This is a genomic window from Agrobacterium sp. 33MFTa1.1, assembly GCF_004328495.1.
GTDB classification, from domain to species: Bacteria; Pseudomonadota; Alphaproteobacteria; order Rhizobiales; family Rhizobiaceae; genus Agrobacterium; species Agrobacterium pusense.
Window position 1 is genome coordinate 832,706 of sequence record NZ_CP036358.1, and the last position, 13,393, is coordinate 846,098.

A 13,393-nucleotide genomic window follows, 5' to 3' on the forward strand; every position below is an offset into this window, starting at 1 on the left:
GTGATTTGTATCCTGCCGCAACCGGTGTTGGCGCGAAGGTCGGACCTGACCTTGCGTGATATGCGGGCCGACGGGTGAAAAGCGTTCTCGTTCAGTGTCCGGCCGGATGCATGGCGCTCCGGTTCGGATGGGAGTGGAAATTTGGATAAAAGCCCCGACGCGTTTCGGACGATCAGTGAAGTGGCGGATGAGCTGAACCTGCCGCAGCATGTGCTGCGTTTCTGGGAAACGCGCTTTCCGCAGATCAAGCCGATGAAACGGGGCGGGGGCCGCCGTTATTACCGCCCTGATGACATCGACCTGCTGAAAGGCATACGTCATCTTCTTTATGACCATGGCTACACTATCAAGGGCGTGCAGAAGCTGCTGAAAGCCAATGGCAACCGCTTCGTGGCTGCCATTGCCTCCGGTGATCTCGCGACCATGGAAGCCATCATGGCGGCGAGCGGCGAAAAGGAAGTCAACGAGCCGCGGGTTATCGATACCGATGGCGATGAGGTCGTCGGCCGTCCGAAGGCGAAGCCAAGCGGCCGGTTTTTCGGTTTTGGCGGTGGCGGCAGCGACGCTGAAATATCGGTGGGCAAGTCCGGCATTGGCAAGGATGACCAGGCGCTTTTGCAGGAGGCCCTGTTTGATCTGCTCGAATGCAAGCGCCTGCTGGATCAGGTTCGCTAAACCTTTTCCACAGCTGTTTCGGGACGCCAACCTTTCAGAAACCCCTTTGGCCGATAATGCGGCTCCGTAAAAAGGAGTCCGACCGTGAGCAACCGAAAATCGACAGCGCGACGCCGCACGGCGAAGAAATCGAGTGGCGGTAGCGTTTGGCCCTGGGTGCTGATGCTGGGTGTGGTTGCCGGCGGCATTCAGGCCTACGAACATCGCGATAGTCTTTTGCCGCAGCGGGCTGTTGCTAAGGCGACGTCTTCGGCAGCCAACGCTCCTAAAGTCACGACGGCGGCCAAGCGCGAGGCGGTTACCTCCGAGAAAGTCGCGGCCATGCGCCCTGCTGCCCCCGTCCTGCCCGGCAACGCACCGGTTCCGCCACGCCCCATCGCCATGCCGCCTACGGCCTCTCAGAACAAGGTCGCAGCTATCCTGCCGGAAACCCGCCCGTCAGTCGAAAAGGTCTCGCTCGGCGAAAAAAGCGGCACTTTTGCCTTTTGCGGCCGCTCCGGCCTCAACAATTGTGTGGCCGATGGCAACACCTTCTGGATGAAGGGCGTCAAAATGCAGCTCGCCGGCATTGAGGTTCCGCAGATCGACCGGGCGCGCTGCATGGAAGAACGCCAGCGCGGTTTCATTGCGAAAGTCAGGCTTCGCGAAATGCTGAACGCCGGCGCCTTCGATGTCGCATCTACCGGTGCTGCGGGCGGGCAAGCTACGGAACGGACACGCCTTTCGCGTTCAGGCGTCTCCTTCGCCGATCAACTCGTGCGCGAAGGTCTGGCCCATCCGCTCTCGGGAAAAAATCAGTCCTGGTGTGGCTGAGGCCCCGTTGACCGAAACGGCCCGGACTGTGTAGATGAGGCGCGGTCGTGTTTAAGGTCGGCCTTTGCGCCGGCCACCTGAACGATGACAGCATTTTTGCAGCGACTTGACCCCAAACGGTTCATGGCGCCGCAATGCGGACGTGGCGAAATCGGTAGACGCAGCAGACTTAAAATCTGCCGACCATTGGTCTTGCGGGTTCAAGTCCCGCCGTCCGCACCATACCCCCGATTAAATTTTCTTTTTTGCTTCCCTGCGGTTTCCCGGCGTCTGGAGGATTTTATGCCGAATTTTCCAGGTTTTCGGCATGGTTGGCGCTGAGATCCGCAGGATTGCCTTAAAAGTGTGCTTGATCACGCAGGCGGCATTTTTCCGTTGAAATCACCCGAAAGAACCTATTGACCTTGCCACGATGGGAAGCCCTATCTTTTTTTTAAATGAGAAAAGAGGGGTCATACGCATGTCACAAATGGAGATCCGGGCGAGCCATCAGATTGCGATCGATGGCATGACATGCGCCTCCTGCGTCGGCCGCGTTGAAAAGGCGATCGCCAGGGTGCCCGGGGTTTTCAAGGCTTCGGTCAATCTTGCGACGGAACGCGCTGACATCTCTTTTTCCGGATCACCTGACGTGCCGGCCGTGATCGCGGCGGTGCGGAATGCCGGCTATGGGGTCGAAGAAAGAACGATAGAGCTTGATATTGAGGGCATGACATGCGCCTCCTGTGTCGGGCGTGTTGAAAAGGCCCTGAAGGCTGTTTCCGGTGTTTCGGAAGCGAGCGTCAACCTGGCGACCGAGCGCGCCACCATCCGCGTCGCCGGCAATGCCGCTTCTACCGCCACCTTGGGGGAGGCGATCAGACGGGCGGGTTACACGGCGAAGGAAATCGTCGCCGACAGGGCCGGCGAAGTGGAACAGGACCGACGCGCCGTGGAGTTGCGCAGCCTGAAAATCAACCTGGCCGTGGCCGCTGCTTTGACCCTGCCAGTCTTCGTTCTGGAAATGGGCTCGCATCTTGTCCCCGCGATCCACGACATCGTGATGGAAACGGTCGGCATGCGGGAAAGCTGGTATCTGCAATCCGTTCTGACGACGCTGGTACTCTTTGGACCGGGTCTGCGTTTCTTCAAAAAAGGCATACCCGCACTTCTGCGGCTCGCGCCGGATATGAATTCGCTTGTCGTGTTGGGCACCGCCGCCGCCTGGGGATTTTCGGTTGTCGCAACGTTCCTGCCCGAAATATTGCCGCGCGGCACGGCGAATGTCTATTACGAGGCCGCTGCTGTCATCGTCACGCTCATCCTCCTTGGCCGGTTCCTTGAAGCGCGCGCCAAAGGCCGCACCAGCGAGGCGATAAAACGATTGCTCGGGTTGCAGGCCAAGTCGGCGCGGGTGTTACGCGACGGCGAAACCATGGACGTGCCGTTGCAGGATGTGCGCGCCGGTGATGTGATCATTGTCCGTCCTGGCGAGAAAGTGCCAGTCGATGGCGTGATCCTCAGTGGCTCGTCCTATGTCGACGAATCGATGATAACCGGCGAACCAGTGCCGGTTACGAAAACGGCGGGTTCCGAGGTCGTGGGCGGTACGGTGAACCGCAACGGCTCTTTCACCTTCCGCGCCACCAAGGTGGGTGCCGATACGCTGATCGCCCAGATCATCCGCATGGTCGAGGAAGCACAGGCCGACAAGCTGCCCATTCAGGCGCTGGTCGACAAGGTCACCAACTGGTTCGTGCCGGCGGTGATGCTGGCCGCAGCCGTCACCTTCCTCGTGTGGTTCGTCTTCGGGCCGGATCCGGCTCTGACCTTCGCTCTCGTCAATGCGGTTGCGGTTCTCATCATCGCCTGTCCCTGCGCTATGGGCCTTGCCACGCCTACCTCGATCATGGTCGGCACTGGCCGCGCCGCCGAGATGGGCGTGCTGTTCCGGCGCGGTGATGCGTTGCAGACGCTCCGCGATGCCGAGGTGATCGCCGTCGACAAGACCGGCACGTTGACGCTCGGCAGGCCGAAACTGGTGCATTTTACAACGACCGAGGGCTTCGGTGCCGATGAGGTGCTGCGCCTTGTGGCATCCCTCGAAAGCCGATCCGAACACCCGATTGCGGAGGCGATCGTCGAAGCCGCGAAACATGGCGGCCTGGCGATTGCCGATGCGGAAGGTTTCGAGGCAACGCCGGGTTTTGGCGTGGCGGCGGTGGTTGAAGGGCGCAGGGTTGAAGCGGGCGCGGACCGGTTCATGGCGAAGCTCGGTTACGATACCGCGATGTTTGCGCATGAAGCAGACCGGCTGGGCAGGGAAGGGCAGTCGCCGCTTTATGCTGCAGTCGACGGCAGGCTGGCCGCGATTATCGCAGTGGCCGATCCGGTGAAGCAGACGACCCCGGAGGCGATCGCGGCGCTGCATGCGCTCGGCCTCAAGGTCACGATGATCACGGGTGACAATCGCCGCACCGCAGAGGCCATCGCCCATCGCCTCGGCATTGACGAGGTGGTGGCGGAAGTGCTGCCGGACGGCAAGGTCGAAGCCGTCAAAAGGCTTGCCGCCGGTGGGCGCCGGGTCGCCTTCGTAGGCGATGGCATCAACGATGCACCGGCGCTTGCGGCAGCCGATGTCGGCCTCGCCATCGGAACGGGCACGGATGTCGCGATTGAGAGCGCCGATGTGGTGCTGATGTCGGGCGATCTGCGCGGTGTGGCCAATGCCATCGCCCTGTCCAAGGCCACGATCCGCAATATCGGCCAGAACCTGTTCTGGGCCTTCGCTTACAATGCCGCGCTCGTTCCCGTGGCGGCCGGAATATTGTATCCTGTCAACGGCGTGTTGCTGTCACCCGTCCTTGCTGCCGGCGCAATGGCACTTTCCAGCGTCTTCGTCCTGACGAACGCGCTGCGCCTGAAAAGCTTCCGTGCGCCGCTCACGGACAGACCCGCGGGCTTGCAGCTCGCAGCAGCGGAATAGGAGGGGACACAATGGCGCTCCCCCGGTCCATCCACTTGCCGCAGATTGATCGCAGCATCGCGGTGGCGGAGGGCGAGACTGTCCTTCAGGCCGCCCTGGCATCGGGCATCGCTTACCCGCACGGCTGTCGCATGGGCCGCTGTGGGGCCTGCAAATCGAGGCTGATCTCCGGTGAGGTCCACCTTCTCAAGCACACGCCTTTTTCGCTGACTGAGGAAGAGAAAGCAGATGGCCTGACGCTTGCATGCCGAGCCATACCATTAAGCGACGTGGTGATCGGCTGGCTGAATGGCGCTGACGCGCTCTCCGACAGTGATGCAGATCTGTTGTCCACCCCGGAAAGATAGGAGCAGGATCCATGAACATCGGCACAGCCGCCACCGCATCCGGCGTTTCTGCAAAGATGATCAGACATTACGAGACGATCGGCCTGATCAAATCGGCGAGCCGCACCGATTCCGGCTACCGGGTCTATACGGCCAATGATCTGGAAACACTGCGCTTTATAAGGCGCGGCCGCGACCTCGGTTTTTCAATCGAAAAGATAAGGCAGCTCATGACCTTGTGGCGTGATCCCGGCGGCGCCTCCTGCGACGTCAAACGCATCGTCATGGAACACGTCGTCGATCTCGAAGCCAAGATGCAAACGCTTCGCGACATGGCCGATACGCTCCGCCATCTGGCGACCTATTGCCCGGATAATGGCGAGCCGGAGTGTCCGATCATTCAGGATCTGGCGCAATCGGAAGATCCCGATTTCGTCCCGGCGGCGGTGGTGCCGAAACGTTCGGGCATGTTGAAGGGCACGTCCGGCCCGGTAGCGGAACTACAGCGCCTTGCGAAATGAGCGGCCGTTCCAATCGTGGACGTCGTCGATTGCGGTAAAAATGCCAATGCGGTGAAGGAGACCAGCCATGTGGATACAGATATTACAGCGCTTCCTTATCCTTTGCCTGATGTTGGCGATCGTTTCCGTCATCGCGTTTCTTTTGCCCTATATGGCCGGTGGCGATCCGGCCCGTACCATCCTGTTTTCGCGCATGCGCGATACGGCGCTTGATCCACACGCCGTTGAAGCGCTGAGAACCAGCCTCGGGCTCGACCGTCCGCTCTATGTGCAATATTTCGCCTGGCTGTCGAACGCGTTACGCGGTGACCTTGGCTTCTCCTTCACCAGCAGCCAACCCGTCGCCGGTGAGCTTTTACGTTCCCTCGGCGTGTCGGTGACACTGGCGCTGACGGCGCTGGCAATAGCGGTGGCCGTTGCCCTGCCGCTCGGCACGCTTGCCGCAATGCGTCCCGGCGGAAGGCTGGACAATTTCGCGACGCTGATGATCCAGACCTTCGTCGCCACGCCCGAATACTGGTTCGCGCCCATGTCTGCGCTCGTCTTTGCCCTCTATCTTGGCTGGCTGCCCTCCGCGGGATGGGACAGCTGGCGTTCGCTGGTCCTTCCTGCGCTGACGCTGACCCTGCGACCGCTCGCCTATTTCACGCAGGTGACGCGCGCGGCGATGGCCGAAGTTTTACGCGCCCCTTATATCACGGCGGCGCGCAGCCGCGGGCTGGGCATGCATGGCACGGTCATGCGGCACGGCATCCGCAACGGCTCGCTTCCGGTAGTCACGTTTTTTGCCCTGTGGCTTGCGGGCCTGCTGGGCGGATCGGTGGTGGTGGAGGTGATCTTCGCCATCCCCGGCATGGGTCGGCTTCTCTACGATGCGGTGGTCAACCGCGACATCCCGATGCTGCAGGGCGGCTTCATCTGCATCGTCGCGCTTTCCATCCTGATCAATACCCTGGCCGACAGCTTCTATGTCCTGATCAATCCAGCAATGCGAGGTCGCCATGACCATTAGTCACTTTCCACAGGCTGCCGCCATGACGATGACCGCGCCCAGACGTCCCTCCACACTCAACCGGTTCATGGATTTCATTCGCCGGCGGCACTGGACCTTCTATGCGGGATCGGCGATCTTTCTCGCCATCATCCTGCTGCTCATCATTGCGCCGTGGATTTCGCCTTATAATCCGGCGCAGCAGAACCTTCGGCTGCGGCTGAACGCGCCGAGCGCCGCCCATTGGCTCGGAACGGACTATCTGGGGCGTGATGTGCTCAGCCGTCTGCTCATAGGCGGCCGTTTCACGGTCACCATCGCCGCGATCACCGTCATTCTCTCGGTCGTGATAGGAGCCTTGATCGGCATCGTCAGTGGCCGCAGCCGCGGCATAGTCGATCAGATTTTGATGCGCATCGTGGACCTGCTCATAGCCATACCAGATGTCGTGATCGCGATTTTCCTCGTCGCCATCTTCGGGCCCGGATACGGCACGCTGATCGCCTCGCTGACCATCGTTGGCTGGACGCCTTTCGCACGGCTGGCACGGGGACTGACGCTTTCGATCAATTCCCGTGAATATATCCGCGCGGCAGAGGTGCTTGGATGTACGCGGAGCTTCATCATCTTCCGGCATATTATTCCCAACACGATCTGGCCCATTGCCGCTGTCGCGTTCCTGCGGTTCGGCCACAAGCTGATCACGGTGGGCGGACTGTCATTTCTGGGGCTCGGCGTACAACCGCCGGCCGCCGACTGGGCGCTGATGTTGTCCGATGCGCAGGCCTACGCCGAACGCATCCCCGTTCTGGTTATCGCACCGGGTCTGGCGATTTTCCTGGCGGCGCTCAGCGTGACCTGGATCGGCCATGGCCTCAACCTTGAAACCAAGAAAACGAGCGGTCATTGACGCCCGCGAAGGGGCAATGGTCGATTTGACTGCCGTCAAACATAGATGACGCCACGAACAATGAAGGAGAGTAATATCGTCTGAAGCCGCATGAAAATCCGTAAATGCCTCCGATTCAATAAAAATAAGGGGAACTCTTATGAATATCGAAGGACACACGCATGCCAGCACGGCCATGTCTTCCGAATGCGCACCGCTTCTGGAAATTGAGGACCTGCACGTTTCGGTGCCGGCGCAACATGGCCGGAAATTCGTCATCTCCGGGCTGACGCTTTCCGTCAATGCCGGGGAAGTTGTCGCTCTCGTCGGCGAGTCCGGATCCGGCAAGAGCATGACGGCGCTATCGCTGATGCGGCTCCTGCCACAGGGTGCGGAAATCGACTCCGGCCGAATTTCCTTTGCCGGGCGTGATATTCTCGCCCTGTCATCCGCCGAACTCGACGCGTTGCGCGGCGCAGATATCGGTATGCTGTTTCAGCAGCCACAGGCCATGCTGGATCCCACCAGCCGGGTGAGGACGCAGGTTGCCGAACCGCTATGGGTCCATCGCAAGATGAGCCGGCACGCCGCTCTCAATCGGGTCGTCGGCCTTCTGTCCGATGTCGGTATTCCCGATCCGTCTGCACGGGCGCAATGCTTCGCGCACGAACTTTCCGGCGGCATGGCGCAACGTGTCATGATCGCCGCGGCACTCTCGGGCAATCCGCAACTGCTGATCGCCGACGAGCCGACGACAGCGCTCGATGTCACCGTTCAGGCACAGATATTGCGCCTGCTCGATGACGAGCGCCGCAAGCGCCGGCTGGCCACGCTGCTCATCACCCATGATCTTTCGGTTGTCGCCGCATTCGCGGACCGGATCGCGGTCATGTATGCCGGCCGCATCGTGGAGGAAGGGCCCACCCAGGCGATCCTCAAGGCGCCGCAGCACCCCTATACCAAGGCGCTCATCAGCTGCTCGCTTCTGACCACTGACGGCGAGGGGCAGTTGCTGACAATCCCCGGCTCCAGTTCGCAGGCCCACGACATGTCCTGCGGCTGCCGGTTTCACCCGCGCTGCGCGCTCGCCAAATCCGCCGGCATGGGCAGCCGCTGCATGGCAGCCGAACCGAATCTGAATGCCCTGCCGGAAGGACGCAAGGCCCGGTGCTGGGCAGTGGGTGACGAGCAGGTCAATCATGATCATGCTGGCCACGCAATGTGCTGAAGGAGGTGACGATGTTATCGCCAACGATGAAACAGGCCACGCCATCGGCCGGCAGCGACAGCCGACCCTATGTGATTGCCAAAAATCTTTGCAAATATTACCCCATATCGGGCCTTGGTCACCGGGTGGTGAAATCCGTTGACGACGTGTCGCTGACGATCGGCGAAGGCGAGGTTCTGGGCCTCGTCGGCGAATCCGGCTGCGGCAAAAGCACCGTCGCCGGATTGATAACGCGGCTGACGAACGCGACGAAAGGCGAGGTCAGCATCGGTAATCATAATATACTGCAAATCCAGGGCGAAGAGCTTCGGCGGATGCGTCGGGTCGTGCAACTGGTGTTTCAGGATCCCTATTCGGCACTCGATCCCCGTATGCGCATCGGGCAAAGCATGGAAGCACCGCTTGCCCAGCACGGCATCGGCTCTCGCGAGGAACGCGCGACGCGGGTTTTCCGGATGCTGGAGGAGGTCGGTCTTGATGCCTCATTTTACGATCGTTATCCCAGCCAGTGTTCCGGCGGGCAATTGCAGCGCGTCGTCATAGGGCGCGCACTTCTTCTCAATCCGAGTTTCCTCGTTTGCGATGAGCCGACATCGGCACTCGACGCCTCCATGCGCACGCAGATACTGAACCTCCTGATGGACATGAAGCGTCGCCACGGTCTGACGGTTCTGATGATTTCCCATGACCTGCGTGTGGTGCGTTATCTGTGCGATCGCATCGCGGTAATGTATCTCGGGCGCGTCGTTGAAATCGCCGACCGTGAAGAGCTTTTCCGGACGCCGAAGCATCCCTACACCAAGGCCCTCATTGCATCGTCGATGCTGGACGAGACGGGGTTGTATGCACCGGAAATGCTCCTGGACGGTGATCTGCCGAGCCCTCTCAATCCTCCCGACGGATGCAAATTCCACACGCGCTGCAAATACGCGACCGCAATATGCGGAGAGGTAGAACCCGTTCTGGAAGGCGTTTCCGGCGAGCATTTCGCGCGTTGCCACCGCTGGCAGGAACTGGGTTGAAGGACGACGCAGCTACAGTTCTCTGGTGCTGTAAAAACAGATGAATTGTGTGTTTGAAGCTTAATATCGGAATAAAATTCCGAGTATAAAACGTAAAATAGATGATATTCGAATGGATAATCGAAAGATATCCATAGGGTATTATTGTTGTAATTTTATGGAATAAGCGAATTTTCGAGAAAATGTAAGAGATGTGAGCGTTGTCATCAAAAATAAAAGGGGAATTTTCTATGATGAAGCACGCACTTTTGGCGACGTGCGCCGTTGTTGTCTCATTCGGGGCACATGCGGCGACAGCCGGAACGATCACCTATGACGATTATACCGGCGTCAAGACCGGCTGGCAGATGGCTTCCGACGATGCCTATCTCGGCTCGCGGGCGGGATGTTTCGAAAGTCTGGTTCGTGTCGGGTATGACGCGACACTGGAGCCTGGCCTTGCCGAATCCTGGACGCAGACCGCGCCGAAGGTCTGGGAATTCAAGCTGCGCAAGGGTGTGAAATTCCAGAATGGTGAGCCGCTCAATGCCGCAGCCGCGGTCAATGCACTCACCAATCTTCTGAAAGCGCCTGTTCCGGCGCGCGCCTTCTCGCCCAAGCTGATCGCCGCTGTTGATGCCGATGGTGACGATATCGTGAAGATCACGACCATCGAGCCATCGGTGCTGCTGCCGGCGCAAATGGGAAGTCCGGCAACGTCGATCCTCGCGCCTTCAGCCTATAAGGATGGCAAGGTCGATCCGATCGGAACCTGCACCGGACCCTTCAAGATTACCAAGGTCGATGCCAACCAGTATATGGAGCTGACCGCAAACCATGACTATTGGGCCGGTATGCCGAAGCTTTCGGGCGGCCGCGTGAACTTTATTCCGGACGCCGATACGCGCGCCACCCAGATAAGAAGCGGTGAAGTGCAGATTTCGCGCATGATCCCGCCCTGGACGGTGAAGACCGTTGAAGCGGCCAAGGGCGTCAAGGTTGCGCCGATCACCGTGCCGCGGATCACCGAAATGCTGCTCAATAATTCAAAGGCGCCTTTCAAGGATATCAAGGTTCGGCAGGCGATCCGGGCTGCCATCGATACCGCCGGTATTGCGGACAGCATCTATGAAGGCGTGGTAAAGCCCGCAACGATGCCCTTCGCACCGGGTGAGCCGTGGGCGCCGCAAGACGTCACACCCGCTTATGACCTGGAGAAGGCAAAGGCTCTGCTGAAAGAGGCCGGAGTTGCTCCCGGCAGCCTGAAGTTGACGCTTCTCGCCTACACGGAAAGAACCGAACTCAAGGATGTTGCCGCCGTTATCCAGGCCCAATTGCAGGAAATCGGCATCAAGGTCGATGTTCGCGTTGCCGATTACACAGCGATCGAGCCCGATCTCCTTTCCGGCAACTTCGACATGGTTCTTCTGTCGCGCGGTTACGCCACTGACGTTGCAGAGCCGATCGGTTTCCTGAACGCCGACTACACCTGCACAGGCGGTTACAACATCTCGCATTATTGCAGCGAAGAGACGGACAAGCTGATCAAATCGACCTATGCGGTGGCCGAGCCGGCCAAGCGTTACGCCATCTATGCCGAGGCGGCGAAGAGGGTTTACGATGAAGCGGTCACCGTCTACCTCATCCACGAGACGGCTTTCGACGCCTATTCGGACAAGGTCGAGAACTTCAAGCCGCATCCGATCAACTATTTCATCATGACCAAGGATCTGGCGGTGAAATAAGCCGACGTGACATTGCTGACGAGGTGTGGCCCGGTTCGCAAGAGCCGGGTCTCTTTTATAAGAAGGCCCCTGAACCTCTTCGCCGTCATTGCGGCCCTGTGCCGGAATCCAGCCAGTCCAGGTCCTTGGACTGAAAGGAGTCTTCCCGCCGTGCAGACGCGCGTCAGCTGGATTCCGGTTCAGGGCCGGAACGACGGAGGAGGGCGGATTCGATTCATTAAGCTGGGGAAACCTCCTCCGTCACCCTTGATTGAAAGGGAGAGGGCGTTTGCCGTCCAGAAGGAGAGAGGGATGGATGCCGTCCAAACCCGTCACACAATTCAGCGCGAAGCGGGGCAGGCAGTGCGATCCGGCGGCGGCTGTATGAAAGCGCCGCCGGTATCTCGTCTGATCAGGCGCGTGCTTCCGGCGTGTACCCAGCCGCGGTGATGATTTCTGCGATACGTGCCGCATCGGAGATGCCGCCAACCACGACTGTGCGGCTTGCCGGATCGGCATGTACGGCAGCGCCGGGAACGGTCTTCTCGATCGCACCCTTGATCACACCGGCGCAGTGCCCGCAGGTCATGTCTTCAACGTGGAAAGAAAGGTCGGCATTGACAGGTGCGGCAGTGGTTTCCGGGTGATGCTGGTGAGCGGTGCACATAGGCGGTTCTCCGTGATTGGGAATTCGTAACAGGGAGAGCGTGGACTATTCCAACGTGGGAAGGTCAAGCGCTTTATTCGCCCGAAGCCCGTGATTTCAGCTCTTCCAGAAAATCGGCATCAGCAGCACCAGAACCGTCAGGATTTCCAGACGCCCCAGCAGCATAAGGATCGACAGGAGATAGAGCGCCGGTTCGCTTATCGTGGAGAAATTGCCTGCCGGGCCGATGATCGGGCCGATGCCGGGGCCGACATTGGCAAGCGAGGTCGCCACAGCCGAGGTGGCGGTGAGGAAATCATAGCCCATCAGGCTCATGGCCAGACTGCCGGCAATCCAAAGTGCGATGAAACAGCTGATGAAGAGAAAGATGGTGCGGATGGTTTCCGGATCGACCACCTGCTGGCCGTAGCGCACGGAATAGACGGCGTTCGGATAGATCAGCTTCTTGAGCCCGGCCCGCGCCACGTTGAAGATGATCAGAAAACGATAGGCCTTGATGCCGCCGGCCGTCGAGCCCGAGCAGCCGCCCATGAAAGTGGCGAAAAAGGCGACGACGACGACGAAGGGCCCCCACAGCGTGTAGTCATCGCTGGCAAAGCCGCCGGTCGACAGAATGGATGTCATATTGAAGAAGGAATGGCTGAGCGCATCATCCAGCGGCACGCCGTTCCTGAAATGGTGGTAGACACCAACGGCAACCGAGATCGCGCAGAGGTAGCCGAGGAAGACCGCGATCTGCGGGTCGCGCAACGTCTCCAGCCGGCGCCGCACGGCGAGCAGGATCATGACCGAGAACGGCAGGCTGCCGAAGATGAGGAAGATGGTGGCGATCCACAGCAGGGCCGTATTGTTGAAATAGGCGAAGGACGCGTCATGGGTGGAGAAGCCGCCCGTCGCAACCGTCGACATGGCATGGTTCAGCGCATCGAAATGCGACATGCCGGCAAAATCATAAGCGATGGTACAGGCGAGCGTCATGACGATGTAGATCGCCACGAAAGCCCGGGTGAAGCTTGCCAGCCGGGCGAAGGGGCGGTCGTTGCCGGTGTCGGAGGATTCCATGCGGAAGAAGGTCATGCCGCCGACGCGCAGCAGCGGCAGGATGAAGAGGCCGAGTGCGACAATACCGATGCCGCCGAGCCAGCACAGCAGCGACCGCCACAGGAGAATACCCTGCGGCGCATTGTCGAGACCCGAAATGGCTGTGGATCCGGTCGTCGTGATGGCGGAGACGGACTCGAAAAGCGCCTGGCCGGGCGTCAGGCCGAGTTCGGACAGATAAAGCGGCACTGCACCGACGATGGAAAACACCAGCCAGAGCAGGTTGACGAGCAAAAAGCCGAAACGCTTGTTGAACGAAGCGATCGGCCCGCGCGTGGCGAGCGCGCAGGCAAGCGCGAACCCGCCACACATGAAGCCGGAAAGCGCGAACACCATCCAGTCGTCATTGCCGTAATAAAGATCCGTCAGTGCGGGCAGGAACATGGCCGTGGCGAGATAGAGCCCGAAGATGGACGCTACATATATGACCGAGCGCAGAAGGTTACTGTTCAAGAAATGAAACCCGGAGTTCGTGGCCGCGCTGAAATGAGT

11 protein-coding genes, 1 tRNA gene and 1 pseudogene are annotated in these 13,393 nt (G+C 59.9%); 11 read left to right on the forward strand and 2 right to left on the reverse strand.

The genetic code is table 11. The features are described 5' to 3' along the window. The first annotated feature begins 141 nt into the window (after positions 1–141). The 11 genes and pseudogenes from EYD00_RS04215 (at position 142) to EYD00_RS04265 (ending at position 11,154) form a co-directional block, all read left to right on the forward strand. Positions 142–675, forward strand: a complete 534-nt coding sequence (locus EYD00_RS04215; protein WP_004441196.1) for a MerR family transcriptional regulator — start codon at positions 142–144, stop codon at positions 673–675. Between the two features lie 84 nt (positions 676–759). Beyond that, on the forward strand, positions 760–1,488 hold the full coding sequence (locus tag EYD00_RS04220) for a thermonuclease family protein (RefSeq protein WP_004441197.1): 729 nt from the start codon (positions 760–762) through the stop codon (positions 1,486–1,488). Between the two features lie 136 nt (positions 1,489–1,624). Then, positions 1,625–1,710, forward strand: a tRNA-Leu gene (locus tag EYD00_RS04225). 238 nt (positions 1,711–1,948) lie between these two features. Then, positions 1,949–4,453 (forward strand): heavy metal translocating P-type ATPase, encoded by a 2,505-nt coding sequence (locus tag EYD00_RS04230; RefSeq protein ID WP_004441199.1) that lies wholly within the window; start codon positions 1,949–1,951, stop codon positions 4,451–4,453. An 11-nt stretch (positions 4,454–4,464) separates the two neighbouring features. Then, positions 4,465–4,764 (forward strand): annotated as a pseudogene (locus tag EYD00_RS04235) (2Fe-2S iron-sulfur cluster-binding protein); the annotation flags it as partial. A 47-nt stretch (positions 4,765–4,811) separates the two neighbouring features. Continuing rightward, on the forward strand, positions 4,812–5,300 hold the full coding sequence (cueR, locus tag EYD00_RS04240; RefSeq protein ID WP_006697945.1) for a Cu(I)-responsive transcriptional regulator: 489 nt from the start codon (positions 4,812–4,814) through the stop codon (positions 5,298–5,300). A gap of 67 nt (positions 5,301–5,367) precedes the next feature. Beyond that, entirely contained in the window at positions 5,368–6,312 is a 945-nt protein-coding gene (locus EYD00_RS04245; protein WP_004441204.1) for an ABC transporter permease, read from the forward strand. Beyond that, the gene (locus EYD00_RS04250; RefSeq protein ID WP_051674140.1) at positions 6,302–7,201 is read left to right on the forward strand and encodes an ABC transporter permease; all 900 of its coding nucleotides are present in this window, start codon (positions 6,302–6,304) and stop codon (positions 7,199–7,201) included. The genes EYD00_RS04245 and EYD00_RS04250 overlap by 11 nt, the downstream gene beginning before the upstream one ends. Before the next feature lie 139 nt (positions 7,202–7,340). Next, complete coding sequence (locus EYD00_RS04255; RefSeq protein WP_004441208.1) at positions 7,341–8,408, forward strand: ABC transporter ATP-binding protein; 1,068 nt, start codon at positions 7,341–7,343, stop codon at positions 8,406–8,408. Positions 8,409–8,419: 11 nt separating this feature from the next. Further along, positions 8,420–9,430: an ABC transporter ATP-binding protein gene (locus EYD00_RS04260; protein WP_004441209.1), complete on the forward strand. Its 1,011-nt coding sequence runs from the start codon at positions 8,420–8,422 to the stop codon at positions 9,428–9,430. Positions 9,431–9,660: 230 nt separating this feature from the next. Continuing rightward, complete coding sequence (locus tag EYD00_RS04265; protein WP_034495779.1) at positions 9,661–11,154, forward strand: ABC transporter substrate-binding protein; 1,494 nt, start codon at positions 9,661–9,663, stop codon at positions 11,152–11,154. Between the two features lie 391 nt (positions 11,155–11,545). Here EYD00_RS04265 and EYD00_RS04270 read toward each other — a convergent pair whose 3' ends face one another. Beyond that, entirely contained in the window at positions 11,546–11,800 is a 255-nt protein-coding gene (locus EYD00_RS04270) for a heavy-metal-associated domain-containing protein (RefSeq protein ID WP_004441212.1), read from the reverse strand. 96 nt (positions 11,801–11,896) lie between these two features. Then, positions 11,897–13,354: a TrkH family potassium uptake protein gene (locus EYD00_RS04275; RefSeq protein WP_004441214.1), complete on the reverse strand. Its 1,458-nt coding sequence runs from the start codon at positions 13,352–13,354 to the stop codon at positions 11,897–11,899. Positions 13,355–13,393: the final 39 nt, after the last annotated feature.